This window comes from Eubacterium album, from assembly GCF_025336545.1.
In the GTDB taxonomy this organism is placed as follows: Bacteria; Bacillota; Clostridia; order Lachnospirales; family Lachnospiraceae; genus Eubacterium_U; species Eubacterium_U album.
The window spans coordinates 14,019-29,808 of the sequence record NZ_JAODBU010000005.1; the positions used below are offsets into that span (position 1 = coordinate 14,019).

A 15,790-nucleotide genomic window follows, 5' to 3' on the forward strand; every position below is an offset into this window, starting at 1 on the left:
ATTTGTAATCACACACGATTTTTATATAGTATCACATGATAACATTATTCTGTTTCTGAAATTTTCAAAATTCCTATATCCATAAGCATTTCGCTTAATTACTTTAATCTTATTATTCATTCCTTCTGTATATCCGTTTGTATATGGGCAATCAAAACTGTTGAGTATGTATTTCGCCCAATTGGCAAGTGTAATAAGTACTGAATTGAATTCATCAAGTTCACTGACAGAGGCAGCATTAATAAATTTACGAAATTTGAGTTTGGCTTCAGTACTGCTTTTAGAGTTCATAAAGTCATAAAAAAGTTCTTTTAAATAATAAGCCTGAGCTAGATCGTTTGATTGTTGTAACATTACTTCAAGAGCCTCAAGATTTTCTCCATTTAACTTATCCTTATGGGCGAGAATTAATTTACGGCTTCGTTTGAAATATTTTCTCTTTGAAGGATGCATCTGTTTTTGAATTCTAATTCGTACTCTTTCGGTAGCACCGGTTACCTGTTTAACCACATGAAATTTATCAATAACAATGGTTGCGTTAGGCAACAACCTCTGTGCAATATCCTTATAAACCTTGTACATATCCATAACAAAGTAACGAACATCCTTACGGTTGGGAAAGTCTCTTAAGTATTCTTCAAGCCTGTATTGGGTTCTGGAAGGAAGAATGTCAAAAACTTTATGCTCTTTTGGTGCTGTCAGAATGGAATGATATTTATTTCCACCCGAATTACCCTTAAACTCGTCGATTGAAAGTACTAAAGGAAGCGTTTTCGGTTTCTGATGTTTGATGTCTTTGAGCCGCCTGAAAATAGAGGAAACGGATATCCCCAGCTGAGAGGCGACATTTGAAACATTAAGAGAACTCTTTAGCAAGTGTATTGCTTCAAAACATAAACGGGTGGTAAGGCGACAGTTCTTAGGAAGAAGCGAAAAAGGTTCCGTAAAATGTCTGTCACATGAATCACAGTGGTATCGCCGTTTTCTATAATGAAGGAAAGTACTTTTTCCCATAATGGGGCTGTCTTTAATAATGGAAGTCCTGTAGTCATGAACTTTGTTGGTTATGGCTTTACAGTGAGGACAGACACAGTCTTTACGCTTTAACATGAAGTAAATATGGTTTTCTTTTGATGTATAATCGATATTTGTGATAAAAAGGTCTTTTATTTCCAGTATATTTGAAATATAATCATTGTTAGGCATAGTAATAATCTCCTTTGTGGTTTTGTGGTGATTCTATTATAAGAGATTATTTTATCTATGCCTACTTTTTTGTAGAAATATCACAAAAGATAAAAAAGGAACTATACCTTACCCCCAAGTAAAGTATAGAACCTATTTAATAAGATTTTCTTCTTCGTGTAATATTAAATGTGTCGGCTGTAAAATTAACAAAAATTTAATTGGATTTTCATTGACCCATATAACACCTTACAATATAATAAAAGCAAATATATAGCTTATAAAGGAGGTTCCTTAATGACGAAAAAAATAACCGCAATATTCTTGGCATTGTGCATGGCAATTTCCGTTTTGCCGATGACCATTCAGGCGGCATCAAAGCCCGATATTAAGGTTGGCGACTATGTTAAAATGGGCGCGTATAACAATGCCTCAATTCTTTGGCGATGTGTAAGCATTGACAATAACGGACCGCTTATGCTTGCAGACAAAATTGTTGACACCCTTGCATATGATGCCAAAACAAATGACAACAGCAATTCAAAATCACACAGCAGAAGCTATAAGCGTGATGATTACGGTTCTAACTATTGGAAAGACAGCAATATGCGTTCTTGGTTAAATTCGACCGCAGCTGAAGGCAAAGTCGATTGGCTTTGTGGCAACCCTCCGAAAGACGGATATGTAAGCGGTGTGGGAGCGTACAACGAAAAAGCGGGTTTTCTCAACGCTTTTTCAAAATCTGAAATTGCGGCAATGAAAACCGTTACCCAGCGTTCTCTCGTTTCTCATCCCGAATACAACAAGGGCATAGTTGATGGAGACGCAAATTCGGATTTGTTATACTACACCGATATTTCGGAAGCGGTGGCAAACTACGACAGTTCATATTTTGAAACTACAACCGAAAAGGTTTTTCTTCTTGATGTAAAGCAGGCTAATGCCGTGTGGAAAAATCTCAAAGGTTATTATGTTGCGTATAATAATGACGGTATGGCTTGGCCTTATTGGCTTCGCACTCCTGTTACCGATTGCAATCACGATATGCGTTATATCAGTTCATCGGGTCAGGTCGGTCGTTATGCTCCGTGGTATTCCGATTTGGGCGTAAGACCTGCATTTTATCTCGATTCCGAATATTTTGTTATAACTTCCGGCAGCGGCTCACAAAGCAGTCCTTATATCGGCTCTGCTCCAAATAAGCAAGAGGATGATTATACAATTTCGGAACCTGCCGAGGACGCAAATCCCGATTGGAATGTCAGCACCGAGCAAAGCATTCAGCTCACCCTCGGCCCGTGGTATTCAAATGACGGAAAATATTCTAATCCTACCATCCCTGTTTATACCATCCAAAAAACACGCAGCGACACGGAAAATATGGTTGTTGTCGTTTGCGGCGAGGGATACACAAAAAGTCAGCAGGGCAAATTCATCAATGATGTCAAACGACTTTGGCAGGACGCTATGAAATATGAACCGTATCGCAGTTATGCCGACAGATTCAATGTTTACGCTCTTTGCACAGCTTCCGAATCGACTTTTGACAATGGTGGAAGCACCTTCTTTGATGTTATAGTCGACAAATATAATTCGCCTGTTATTTCTAATAATCTCCACGGAAGTCAGTGGAAAAATCATATTTTTGAGAGATGTATCGGTCCTGAATTTATCGAGAAAATTCACGATGCTCATATCAAAAAAAAGTGTGATCCAAACACAATTCCGTCCGGTTCGGAATATGAGCCTTATTATTATGTTCACGATTATATTGCTCAGTTCGCTATGGTTGTAAACACAAAATCAGATTTCGGCGGTGCTTATAATAACCGTGAATATGGCTTCCATTATTTCATTTCGCCATCAGACAGTTATCGTGCGTCAAAAACTTTTGCACACGAGTTTGGACACGGTTTGCTCGGTCTCGGTGATGAATACAGTAACGGATATTTGCTTGACGATAAGGAACTTAAATCACTCAATCTTTCCTCGGTTGAAGACCCGGAAAAGATAAAATGGCGACAGCTTTTAGGTTTTAGAAACACATATACTTGCCGCAATGCTTACGGCTCAAAAATGCTTGTTTCAAGTTATGAGTGCATAATGAGAGACACAAACTATCAATTCTGTGAGGTTTGCCGTTTGCAGGGCTTCAAGCGAATGTCTCAGCTTGTTAAGGATGTAGACCTTTATGTTGCAACTCCCGAGGTTAAGGAATATACGGGCGCTTATTCAAAGCCGTCTGATTTTACCGACCTTGAAACAAGTTCATATTATAATTACACATATAATCGCAATGACCGACTTTTGAGCGGCAACAGCAAAAGCAGATTTAATACTAATATGAACGGTAAAAAAATCGAGCTTAGAACTGTTATTCAAAACATTTCAGATAAAAATGCACGACAATTAAAATTCAAAATGTGGATTAAGCACTCCGACGGAAGCGTTGCGACCGATTCATCGGGGAATCCGCTTCAAACAGTACAAACCTTTGACATTCCTGTTTGGAATGATAAGGCAAATTTCTGGCCGCTCGGTGCTTTGGATCACATCAAAAGCGACTTTAATTCAGGCTTAAAGAGTTGCTCGCTTATTTATCAAATTCCGTCTGATGCACAGCTTAAGAGCGGCGATACCGTGGCATTTCAGGTGCTCGATGAAAACGGAAATGTGCTTGCAGACGACAATACGGAAACACAGCGCTACACAACCGTTTCAATTCAGTATAAATTTGAGGACGGCTCTGAAATTCCAAACACTGCCGGCGGAACATTTACCGTGCCATACGGCACAAAGCTTGATTTAACACCGGCAAAAACACTTTATGATTATGAATTTATAAAGGTTGACGGCTTGAATAAGCCTATTGTTTCGGACGGAACGGTTGTTACATATTATTACAAAAATAAAAACGAAGAACACACTCACAATCTGACTTTGGTTGCTGCGAAAGCTGCCACCTGCACTACTGCGGGCAATTCCGCATACTACACCTGCGATGGCTGTGACAAGTGGTTCGCAGATGCAACAGGATCGGTAGAAATTACCGATAAAACCAGTGTGAAGATTCCGGCTCCCGGACATACCGCAGGCACAGAATGGAAGTCTGATGATACTAACCACTGGCATGAATGTTCTCGTTGCCACGACAAAAAGGACGAAGCGGCTCACAGCACCAGCGAGTGGATCATTGACACGGCAGCTACCGAAACCGCAGAAGGCGCTAAGCATAAGGAATGCACCGTCTGCAAGAAGGTTCTTGAAACCGCAACGATCCCCGCAACAGGCAGCAGCCATACCAATAGCTACGGCGTATACGTTGGAATGACATATACGGCAGGAAATTTAATATACCAGATTACATCAATTGATACTGCAACAGTAGGACAATCAAAGGTTATTGGTGTAGTAGCTGCTAAAAAGAATAAAATAAAGAAAGTTACAATTCCGGACAGAGCAGATTGTAAGGGATATAGATTAAATGTAACAACAATTGGTAACAATGCGTTTGCCGGCTGCAAGGCCCTTGAGAAGCTTACAATAGGTAACAAGGTAACTGTTATCGGAAAAAATGCATTTAAGAACTGCTCAAAACTTGAAACAGTAGTAATTGGAAAAGCAGTTAAGACAATAAGTTCTAAGGCATTTATAGGAGATAACAAGATTAAGAAGATTACATTCAAAGGTGACAAACTTAAGACTGTAAAGAAGAATGCATTTAGCAAGAAAGCAAAGAAAAATATTAAGTCTAAGAAGACTAAACTTAAAGGAAATAAGAAAGCCATTAAGTTGTTTAAGAAGAAACTTAAAATTAAATAATTAAAAAGTAATTAAAGAGGCTAGCTTTTCAAGAGTTGGACATGTCATGTATGTCTTGTATTCTGCGAAAAGGTAGCCTCTAATAAGTTTATTAAGAGGGAGATAGTGTGAAAGAAAGTAGAAACAAGCCATAAATTGGCGCACTTGAATAAGCTGTCTAAGGCAGGCAACTTTTTTGAAGTGTTATAGAGTTAAAAAAATAGATTAAGAAGCTAATGGCTTATCAGGTGGAAGTGTTCCTTCACGTTGTAATAGCTTCTTTGCCTGTCTGATAGCTTTTGCCTTTTGTTTTTCAACAAGAGCTACAGGCATATCGATTTTATAAAGATTGCTCGGATTCCACTCCTCACCGGTAGACAGCATCTGGTAGATGGCAGTAAGAATCATACGGGCAATAGCGATAATGGCTCTTTTCTTGCCACGACGTTTAACTAGAGCTTCATATTTCTTTTTGTAGTAAGGAGATTTGTCAGATTTTACGGCTGCATGAGCACATTGTACTAATGCAGGCTTGAGGTAGACACCAGCACGCGTAATCCAGACAGATTTCTTCTTACCAGCAGATTCATTGCTGCCAGGCGTTAAACCAGCCCAGCAACATAAACGTTTGGAACCCGAGAACTGAGACATATCCGTACCGATTTCGGAGATGATAGTGATTGCACTATCACGTTTGACACCCGGAATGGTACAGAGGAACCGGACAGCATTTTCAAAATCAGGATTAGAAGAAATCATATTTTCTATCATTTTATCAATATCATTGTTTTCGGCTGTGATATAATCCATGTGTGCGCGAACAAGACGCATACGGTATTTTTGGGTATCAGTTATCTGATATCCTTCGACGGATTCTATAACAGCATCTTCTTTGGATTTGAGGTTTCTAAGAAGTTTAGATGCGATTTCTTCGTGGTTAATGGATGTCCCCGATTGATCAAGCAGATAGTCAATAATGGACGTGGATGACTTCACAAAGATATCGGAAACAACAGAATCTAATGCAACATTACAAACAGTAAGAGCATTCTGATATCTATTCTTTTCACTTGAACGACAGGAAACGAGCTTGTAACGATAGCGGGTGTATTCACTCAGAATACGGACTGCCTTGCAAGGAATATAACTGCCTTTGACAAGCCCAAGACGGAACAAGTCTCCAATCCATTTAGAATCTTTGGTATCATCTTTGTTGCCTTTTACAGCCTTTACCCATTTGGGATTGGCAATGACAACATTGATTTCATCTTCCAGAATATTAAAGACAGGAATCCGGTATTTTCCTGTGGATTCCATACAGACATCAAGGCAGTCGTTGTCGAGAAGCCATTGACTGAACTGCCACACAATTATATTGGATATTCGAGGAGGAAGATGAATAGAGATTTACGAATAAATGGATAAAAATTATCAATAAAGAACTTCTTTCCATACACGAAAAGTGGTTGAGCAGAATTATAAAAAATCCAAAAATAGCATAGGTTAAGAAGTCAGTTGTAGTAGAAATAGGTTGGGACCCCGTGTCCCAACCTTTCCTTTTTGCACATCAACCAAATAATTTAAACCACAATATGGTTTATTATCCTAAATCCCATCCACGATAGAATTCGACATCGACACACCGCAATAGTAAAATATAACCATAAAGTTTGAGAGCAACAGGCCTTAAAACTTTAAATCAAAAATAAATAAATGCCTTATTGAGAACAGTAGTTTAAGAACTGACTGTTTTTCAATAGGGCATTTTTTATTGCAAAAATGGAGGTGTCTTATGAAAAGTGAAAGCATTTTAGTTGTTCCACCATAAGAGTGAAACAGAGCATAAATGAGAACCTCTCCCTTTATTTGTTAGAGGGGCTTGGCGATTATTAATCAGGTACTTAAATAAAAATTTTCTTGTCCAATGAGAATACACAACTTATCGCATAATATCATAACTAATCACAAAAGTTGGACCGAATTTGGTCCAAAGTTAGTCCAGATAAAATGGACCAACTTTAAAAGAAGAGTTTGCTTAATTCTTTGTTAATAACTAAATTAGATTGCTATGAAATATTTATTAAATATTAAAATAATGAAATAAAAATGTATGCGAATAAGAGAACAACGTTCTATTAATAAAATATTTTATAGCAGTTCAAAAATTAGGATGTACGAATTAATGTCTAAATAAAAAATATTGTACTATTTAAAAGATAAAAATATAAGACTCGCACCACTGGTGCGAGAAATTAATTAAAGAAGAGGATATTTGTACCATAGTAGATGAAATTTTCTTATATGGTACAGATAGAGATTTTGTCTGGCTTAAATAAGAAGAAATCTGTACCATATATATGAAAATAACCATATATGGTACAAAAGTGGGTAAGTTGAGTGATAGCAAGCTGGATATGTGTACCATATAGAAGAAAATATAATTGTGTGGTACATATTGGTTTAAAAGAATTTGGCTAAAATAGAAAAGTATAGAGAATACTAGAAAAATAAATAAAACACTAGGTTAGTGAAAAATAATCTTGTTTTTTTAGGTTTATATCATGATATAATAAATGTGAGTGGAAGAACAAAATTGAAGTGAATATATGACATTCAATAGAAATCGGGAATAAAAATTTTAGAAAATAAAAAATAATAAAAGGAGGGATGTTGTGCAGAATGATAATTGCATAGTAGGAGATAATGTGGAACTGTGTTCATTAAACAGCGAAAATCGAGATGAGTATTTAAAAGTATTCAAAATTGCATTCAATTTTGCAGAACTGTTTTCCACGTCTGAAGAACTTTGGAGAACAATGAGTGGAATGATTAGGACAGATTCAGACAGAATAGTCAGATTTGCTATTAAAAATAGTAATGACAAAAGAAGCTGTGGTTACATTAATTATGAATTTGAAAAAGATATGCCAAGTATTGATATAGCAATAGAATCCAAATATAGAAATAACGGATATGGATACGAGGTTGCAAAGTTATTGTGTGAATACTTACTGTCACAGAAAAAATTGATGCTGTTTTGTGGCACGCTATGCCTAAAAATGCAGCGTCAATTCGAATTGTTAAAAAGCTTGGTGGAAAACAAATCGATGGGAAAAGTATTATAGAATGGTCTATGGCGGAAAATTTTGGAAACGAGATTATAGAAAACAATGAAATTCCGGAAGTATTTACTTATGTTATAAAACAGGAGTGTCAGTAAAAAGAATGATAAATAACAATTTAAAATTAGATTGTGTTTAATGAACAAATAACTAAAGGTTTGATAGGTAAGGAGGCAATCATATGAAGAGAACATTAAGTTTTATATTGAGCATAGTACTAGTAATTTCTGTGTTTATGGTTTCAGAAAGAGATGTAAATGCAAAGACAGTTAAGAAGAGCGGTTATTATTATACAGTATTACGAGGAAAAAAATCTAAGGGTTATAATATTTATATTAAAAAATTTGAAATAAAGGGCAATAAGATAATAACATATGGAACTTTTGAATATGGAAAAAGCGAGCCAACAGGAAAAACAATAAAATCGCGAAAGAGAACATTTGTATTATCGAAGAAGTGTAAATATATGGATGGCTGGGGGATTCCAGGTGGAAAAAAGAAAATCTCAAAAAAAGAAGCAATGAGATTGTTGAAATTTTACTATCAACCAGGTGATGATAGTGCTACATGTTGCATATTTAAAGTTAAAAATGGAAAAGTTGTTAAATTTATGATGGGACAGTCATAATAAAAAATTATTAAGATATAGATACACATTAATATGATTATAGAAAGGGGACTACCGATAATTTATTATGAAAGTAGAGTTATTAATTTAAAACTTGACGAAACAACGCTTAAATTAATTGACAAAGAATATGATCTTATGGCAATGAATGCAGATGCTGAAGTTGTACAAAAAAGTAAAAAGCAATTAGGACAAATGGAAGCGATTCTTGGAAATGACAAGACCATAGACTCTCTTGTTTGTGATATTTTGAATCATTATGAAAATAACAGAGCAAATATTCTTACAGGAAAAGCAATTATTGTTGCATATTCACGTTCTATTGCAATGAAAATATATAAGAGAATATTAGAGCTACGCCCTACTTGGAATGAAAAAGTAGGAGTAATTATGACTGACAGTAATAAAGATCCGGAAGAATGGAAAGAAATCATTGGCAATAAACGTCACAAAGAAGAAATGGCAAAAAAATTTAAAGATAACGATAACCCATTCAAAATCGCAATAGTAGTTGATATGTGGTTAACAGGATTTGATGTGCTTTCATTGGCAACTATGTATGTTTATAAACCAATGAAAGGATATAACCTTATGCAGGCAATAGCAAGGGGTAACCGTGTTTTTGAAGATAAAGAAGGTGGACTTGTAGTTGATTACGTAGGTATTGCATCAGCTCTTAAGGAAGCAATGAATGATTATACTACTAGAGACAAGAAGAATTATGGGGACACTGATGTTGCAAAAGTAGCATATCCTAAGTTTTTGGAAAAGTTATCTATATGTCAGGATTTCTTCCACAAATATGATTATTCTAAATTCATTACAGGAACAGATTTAGAAAGGTCAAAAGCAATAAGCGGTGGTGTAAACTTTATAGTGGATATAGGAAAAGAGGAAGAAAAAACAGAGTTTTTAAAAGAAGCACTGCTCTTGAAGCAGTCATTATCGCTTTGTTCATCGCTGGTAGAAGAGTCGTTACGTGTTGAAGCAGCATTTTTTGAGTCAGTTAGAGTACTAGTGACAAGATTAATGAATCAGGGACAGGGTAAGAAGATTTCTCTTCCGGAAATGAATGCAAGAATAAATGAATTATTAAAAGCAAGCATAAAAAGTGACGGAGTAATTAATTTGTTTTCAGATGTATCTCAAAACTTTTCACTTTTTGATCCTAAATTCCTAGAAGAAATATCTAAAATGAAGGAAAAAAATCTTGCAGTAGAATTGTTAAAGAAACTCATAGCAGAACAGGTATATGTATACAGAAGAACAAATGTAGTTAAATCTGAAAAATTTAGCGAGATTATACAGAATGTTATGAATAGGTATCTCAACGGAATGCTTACAAATGAGCAGGTAATTGAAGAACTTCTTAATCTTGCTAAACAGATTACATCAGCAAGTAAAGAACGGGAGAAGTTAGGCTTAACAGCAGATGAATTAGCATTTTATGACGCGTTGACTAAACCACAAGCCATCAAAGATTTTTATGAAAATGAAGAGTTGATTGCTATTACAAAAGAATTAGCGAATACATTACGAAAAAACAGAACAATCGATTGGCAAAAAAGGGATTCAGCAAGTGCAAAAATGAGAATGATGATTAAACGTCTGCTTAAGAAACATAAATATCCACCGGAAGGTATGGATGATACTGTTCAGACGGTTATGACTCAGTGTGAATTATGGGCCGATAATAATGATATGGAAAGAGAAAATGAGCAAAACGAAAAGACTAAGAAAGTAAAAAAATATGATACAGACAATGCTACAGAAGGATTATTAGTTGCAGAAGATAGTGCCAGTTATGCAGATAAATTAAGTGAGAATGAAATAATTTATGAAATACAGAAGCATGGCTTTTCACAAAATGATGCAAATAAAATTTTTTCAGTACTCAATCAATACAATAATTGTGTTGATGACAAATATTTTAAGAAAGTAGTTTCTTTTGGGGGTGAAAGAAATAGTGCTTATTATTTGAACTATATGATTCCTGAAGAAACTAGTTACTATTGTGTCAACATAAAAAAGAAAACGTTAGAATTGCTTCTTTTACTTGCAAATAAATTTACACCTTTAGGAGTAGTTTCGGATGTGTTGAAATTTATGAACACTTTGAAATTTGAGTTAGAACCGGAAGAAATATGTATATATGCATACATTAAAAAAATGAATAAAAAGAGTAAAATAATTTTGATTAATAATTTGATAGATGAAATTAAGAAAAACCTAGGTGTATGTAATGAAGATAAGTATTTGTGTAAATATGCTGATGAGGGAAAATGTATTTTAAACGAAAATAATATAAACGCTGTTTTGGATGTACTACAACGAAAAAATGTAATAAAAAGGTATTCTACATGGATAGAATTGGTAGAGGAATTATAGGATATTTAAAGATTTCTCTATAGATAAAAAGGGATATGCTGTTGATAGTAAAGTGAAACTAGCTTCTGATTTTTCAGATGATATATAAGCTTATGACTTTATTCTTAAGAAAGAGGTTAGAAGATGGATACAAATAGACTCATTGGTATGCGTGTTGTTAATATTAACCTTGATTAAAATGTTGATAAGGAAAGTAGATTTTTAATTAGGGCTTTTTTAAAATTTTTAATTTAAAAGATATTATAAATACAGATTTGTGGAAACAGAAGGTATTATATTGCTGAAGTATTAGTAAAAGAATTGAAAAAATGGTTGATATTTTCCTTTAAATAGCATATTATAATATCAACAGGACTCCCCACACCTCTCACGTAAGTGATGTGTCCCATGGGGAGACATTTTATTTTAGGGAGAAATAATTGTGGATACAATTGAAGAAAAATTAGAGAATATGGAAAATGATAATCAGTTGATTAAGTCACCGAAAACATTTGATGAACAGATGAAAATTATTAAAGAAAAAGGTTTTATAATAGACGATGAAGAGTCATGTATTGAATTTCTAAAACAGGCAAATTATTATCGTGTAGCGGCTTATTTTCTTCCATTTAGAAAAAGAGATGGAAAATACTTTTCGGATATAAATTTTCAGAGAATTAAAAGAATTTACGAATTTGATAGCAGATTAAGAGGCGTATTATTTAATTGTATAGAAAAAATTGAATTATATTTGAGAACGCAGTTAGCTTATTACAGTGGACATAACCATGGTGCTTTAGGCTATATGAATGCAGACATATATAATGAAAAGCATAACGATGAAAAATTTAAGAATTTGATTCAGGTATGTATTGAAGAAAATAAGAGAACATTGGTTGTTAAACATCATAATGAAAAATATAACGGAAAGTTTCCTATATGGGTTATAGTTGAGTTCTTTTCAATGGGAATGTTATCGTACTTTTATGCTGATATGCTATCAGTAGATCAGAAGCATATAGCAAAAGCGTTATATGAAACCTCTGTGTCATGTTTAAAAAGTTGGTTAAGATGTATTACGGAGTTAAGAAACAGATGTGCTCATTATTCAAGATTATATTATTGGTCTTTTCCAGCATTGCCTAAAATACCAAAGAAAATGGAATTATCTGGAAATAGAAAATTATTTTCACAAATATTGGTTTTAAAGTTGCTGTATCCAGACAAAGATGAGTGGAATAATTCATTTTTGGTTGAATTAAACTCAATTGTGGAAGAATATGAGCATGATATATCGTTAAAGCATATAGGTTTTCCACAAGATTGGTATGTACAATTAGTAAAATAATATTTATTTATAAGACAGATTAAAAAATCTGTCTTTTTTAATGTAAATTATAATTCCTTTTGAAAAGTTTATATCAGATTTGGTATTCACAAAAAATAATCAATTATGGTGGACTCGTTAAAAAGATATTATTAAAGTGTTGCTACTAAAAAATTTAAAGTATATACATTATTTAATAAACAATCAGAAGTAGTTAGTTTGTTCGTACTATTTTCATACCTCTTTTCGTATTATCCTCGATTTAATTACCCTCACAAAAATCTTAAAATAAGTGCATAGTCATTGAGGTACCAACCCAAGGCTTAACTTACAAATGCATAGAAAAAGTTTCTACCATATATTTGGTTTTTAATCTGCACTGCGCCGTGATTAATGCAGGCTTTGTGGTTAGAGTAGTATTATAGCGAGGCAGATTTATACTGGCGACGGTCAGATAAAAAGAAACAACTATCGGGTAAGAGTTTTGATAAGGCGTTTCTCGGTTGTGATAATCACAAAGCCCATAGACATTCAGACGTGATGACTATGTAGATGTAAGTTACCATTTATAATAAATATTATTAAAAAGAAGGTAGCAAGATGAAATATGACAAAATTGAAACAGGAGTTAATTTAAGACAGCTAAGAATAGAAAATAAATTATCAGCAGGAGAGGTCAGTGACATTGTTGATAAAAGCGAATCACACATAATGCAGCTGGAAAGAGGTAGCAGAAACCTTACAGTGGAAATGCTTTGTAAATTCGCAGATTTATATAATACCGATCCAAATACAATTCTTGGAATTAGCTCACAGAGAATGGTGGTAATGATAGACAAGTTAAAATCATTGCCAGTGGAAACAAGTGAACAGTTAATAAGAACATTTATTTCTGTAATAGACAGTTTAGATGTATTTGCAGGAGGTGGAAACAATGACAGACATGCAAAACGAAGAGCAGTCTGCAGTAATGAATCTTGATGAGGTTTGCTCATATTTGCGTATTGGAAAAACAAATGCAAGAGCTTTTTTAAAGAAGCATGAACACGATTTTGTAATACATATTGGAAATCGAAGTTATGTTGTGAAAAAGCTGTTAGATGAGTGGCTTATTAAAGAGGCAAAAAGGTAAAAAGTAAATAATATTTTGATTGAGTCGATATGCGAAGTTTGCTATAATTTTCTTGTGAAATTGTTTTACGAATATCGACTCATCTTTTTAGGAGGATTAAAAGATATGAGTAAGACAGTAAAGAAAACTACAGAAGAACTTCCAAAGTATGTGAGAAGATTAGCTGGTGGCACATATGAAGCCAGAAAGATGATTCATGGAAGAACAATAAGAGTGTCAGGAAAAAATCTGACGGAAGTAATGCTGGAGTTTGAATTTAAGATAAAGTGTATGGATAATCCATATCTGGAAGGTGTAAGGATTACACTGGATGAATGGTTTGACAAGTGGTTTACCACGTATAAGGAACCATGCATATGCAGGAATTCGATTTATCCAATGAGAAACAAATATAAGTCCACTTTTGGAAAAAAGATTGGTGACATGTATTTGGCGGATATTAGAAACATTCACATACAGAAAACCTTAAAAGAGTTAAGTGATGAAGGAAAAGCACCATCTACACTTAGGGAAGCTCTTGGACGTGTCAGGGAGTGTTTGGAATCGGCCAAGAATAACAGATACATATAGGAAAATCCTTGCTTTGACATTATAGTACCATGGAAACGAACTACAAGTAAAAGAAGATTTTTAACTGTTAAGGAGCAGAATGATTTCTTAGAGTCAGTAAGAACAAATCAATCTTATTTTTATCCGATGATAAAAATTATGCTTCAGACGGGACTTCGAGTTTCGGAGGTAGGAGGATTAAGATGGGGTGACATTGATTTCAAAAATAAAGTAATTCATGTTCAAAGAGCATTAACTTGCAATTATGAATATGGAGAGAAAGTAATGAGAATGTCACCAACAAAGACACAGAATTCAGTAAGGGATATTCCTTTTATGGGTGATGTGGAGGAGCAGTTGCTTGTTCAGAAAAAACAGCAGGACCAGACAAAGGAAAATTTGGGAGACAGATATCGAAGCGGTGAAGGAGAATTTACAGATTTAGTATTTACCACTTCAATGGGAAGTCCAATGATAAGGCATAATGCTCAAAAGGTTATCAATAAGTCTGTTAAGGCGTATAACCTTGAAGAAGGTTCAAGGGCAGTGAAGGAAAACAAATCTCCGGAATATATGGAACCGGTAAGTCCACATGCATTGAGACGAACATTTTGCACCAGATGCTTTGAAGCTGGAATTAATCCAAAAGTTGTACAGTCTGTAATGGGGCATGCAACGTATTCAACAACCATTGACATATATACAGAAGTTATGGGAGAGATGAAAGAATCGGAGTTGGCAAAGTTTACATTAGATGTAAATGCGAAAGAATTAGTAAACCAAAATTAAAAAAGCGAACCAAAAACATTAATAATATGTTATAATTAAGAAGTACAATAAAAAAATAAATTTGAAAAAATAATATTAATTTTGGTTTATGAAAAAAATTAATATGTTCTATATGACAAAATAAAGTGTGTTAATATAGATTGTTTAACAAGATTATTTGTTAAAAGATATCATAACTTATCAGATTATAAAAACAACCTACAACTAAGGTTGCAAAACAGATGAAATAATTCTAGGTAGAATAATAAGATAAGAGAAAACCCTTTAAGCGTAGGTAAGTTACTATGTTTAAAGGGTTTTTTGCGGCTCTTTGTCAAGAGTGGGGGTAAAAAGATTTTTGACACAGTGCAGAAGTTGTGTGGATTATTAAATATCCGTTTGGGGTTGATATCATCCACACGATGAAGGCGTATCTCTTTTGAAATGGTAGTAGGATCTTTGCAAAGATATTTAGCAATCTCTTTGAACGAAAGATTTTCATTTAAAGAGTCTTCAATAAATTTACGGTCTTGTAAAGTTAAATGTTTTTGATTTCCGGGAATAAGGTTTGACATAAGGAACTCCTTTCACCGTCATCAGAAGGCATAGAAAAAGAATACAAAAAGAAGAGGGAATAAGCAATATAATAGAGGAAAATGGTGTGAAAGAGTAAATTCCGTTTATGTAAAAGTAAAATCCACTGTACGGTGGGAGAGTGGATTTTAAAATTTTATTTTAGGAAAGTGAAAAATAAGAAAAGGTTTGATGAAATTGGGTGAGTGATGTAGTATAATGGATAATAGATGATTATCTATTGCTTTTATCGAAATATTATTTATCTAAAATGGAGGTATAGTATGTTTTTATTAAAAAGTTTTTTAGGTGATAAATATAATCGTGTAAATAAAATT

9 protein-coding genes and 3 pseudogenes are annotated in these 15,790 nt (G+C 34.1%); 9 read left to right on the forward strand and 3 right to left on the reverse strand.

Annotated elements, in window-relative coordinates:
* Positions 1-21: 21 nt before the first annotated feature.
* Positions 22-1,206, reverse strand: coding sequence for an ISL3 family transposase (locus tag N5B56_RS05905; RefSeq protein ID WP_260978562.1), 1,185 nt, complete (start codon positions 1,204-1,206; stop codon positions 22-24).
* A 276-nt stretch (positions 1,207-1,482) separates the two neighbouring features.
* Between N5B56_RS05905 and N5B56_RS05910 the strand changes: the two genes are divergently transcribed.
* Positions 1,483-5,007 carry a M64 family metallopeptidase gene (locus N5B56_RS05910; RefSeq protein WP_260978563.1) on the forward strand — a complete coding sequence of 1,175 codons (3,525 nt, stop codon included), beginning with the start codon at positions 1,483-1,485 and terminating at the stop codon, positions 5,005-5,007.
* Positions 5,008-5,211: 204 nt separating this feature from the next.
* Here the strand turns inward: N5B56_RS05910 and N5B56_RS05915 are convergent.
* Positions 5,212-6,348, reverse strand: a pseudogene (locus tag N5B56_RS05915) (IS110 family RNA-guided transposase); the annotation flags it as partial.
* 1,310 nt (positions 6,349-7,658) lie between these two features.
* Here N5B56_RS05915 and N5B56_RS05920 point away from each other — a divergent pair.
* The 8 genes and pseudogenes from N5B56_RS05920 to N5B56_RS05955 all read left to right on the forward strand — a co-directional run bounded on the left by N5B56_RS05920 (position 7,659) and on the right by N5B56_RS05955 (position 14,900).
* Positions 7,659-8,111 carry a GNAT family N-acetyltransferase gene (locus N5B56_RS05920; protein ID WP_260978564.1) on the forward strand — a complete coding sequence of 151 codons (453 nt, stop codon included), beginning with the start codon at positions 7,659-7,661 and terminating at the stop codon, positions 8,109-8,111.
* 178 nt (positions 8,112-8,289) lie between these two features.
* Positions 8,290-8,736, forward strand: coding sequence for a hypothetical protein (locus N5B56_RS05925; RefSeq protein ID WP_260978565.1), 447 nt, complete (start codon positions 8,290-8,292; stop codon positions 8,734-8,736).
* A 60-nt stretch (positions 8,737-8,796) separates the two neighbouring features.
* Positions 8,797-10,431 (forward strand): annotated as a pseudogene (locus N5B56_RS05930) (type I restriction enzyme endonuclease domain-containing protein); the annotation flags it as partial.
* A gap of 1,114 nt (positions 10,432-11,545) precedes the next feature.
* Complete coding sequence (locus N5B56_RS05935) at positions 11,546-12,451, forward strand: Abi family protein (RefSeq protein ID WP_260978566.1); 906 nt, start codon at positions 11,546-11,548, stop codon at positions 12,449-12,451.
* A gap of 579 nt (positions 12,452-13,030) precedes the next feature.
* Positions 13,031-13,411, forward strand: coding sequence for a helix-turn-helix domain-containing protein (locus N5B56_RS05940; protein WP_260978567.1), 381 nt, complete (start codon positions 13,031-13,033; stop codon positions 13,409-13,411).
* The gene (locus N5B56_RS05945; protein WP_260978568.1) at positions 13,365-13,562 is read left to right on the forward strand and encodes a hypothetical protein; all 198 of its coding nucleotides are present in this window, start codon (positions 13,365-13,367) and stop codon (positions 13,560-13,562) included. The genes N5B56_RS05940 and N5B56_RS05945 overlap by 47 nt, the downstream gene beginning before the upstream one ends.
* Positions 13,563-13,667: 105 nt before the next feature.
* The gene (locus N5B56_RS05950) at positions 13,668-14,132 is read left to right on the forward strand and encodes a tyrosine-type recombinase/integrase (protein ID WP_260978569.1); all 465 of its coding nucleotides are present in this window, start codon (positions 13,668-13,670) and stop codon (positions 14,130-14,132) included.
* A gap of 21 nt (positions 14,133-14,153) precedes the next feature.
* Positions 14,154-14,900 (forward strand): tyrosine-type recombinase/integrase, encoded by a 747-nt coding sequence (locus N5B56_RS05955; RefSeq protein WP_260978571.1) that lies wholly within the window; start codon positions 14,154-14,156, stop codon positions 14,898-14,900.
* Between the two features lie 344 nt (positions 14,901-15,244).
* Here the strand turns inward: N5B56_RS05955 and N5B56_RS13520 are convergent.
* A pseudogene (locus tag N5B56_RS13520) lies at positions 15,245-15,454 on the reverse strand (helix-turn-helix domain-containing protein); the annotation flags it as partial.
* Positions 15,455-15,790: the final 336 nt, after the last annotated feature.

Bases quoted from the DNA above. Each gene is read 5' to 3' on its own strand.
- N5B56_RS05905 (WP_260978562.1), bottom strand. From the start codon at position 1,206: ATGCCTAACAATGATTATATTTCAAATATACTGGAAATAAAAGACCTT.
- N5B56_RS05910 (WP_260978563.1), top strand. From the start codon at position 1,483: ATGACGAAAAAAATAACCGCAATATTCTTGGCATTGTGCATGGCAATT.
- N5B56_RS05925 (WP_260978565.1), top strand. From the start codon at position 8,290: ATGAAGAGAACATTAAGTTTTATATTGAGCATAGTACTAGTAATTTCT.
- N5B56_RS05940 (WP_260978567.1), top strand. From the start codon at position 13,031: ATGAAATATGACAAAATTGAAACAGGAGTTAATTTAAGACAGCTAAGA.
- N5B56_RS05945 (WP_260978568.1), top strand. From the start codon at position 13,365: ATGACAGACATGCAAAACGAAGAGCAGTCTGCAGTAATGAATCTTGAT.
- N5B56_RS05950 (WP_260978569.1), top strand. From the start codon at position 13,668: ATGAGTAAGACAGTAAAGAAAACTACAGAAGAACTTCCAAAGTATGTG.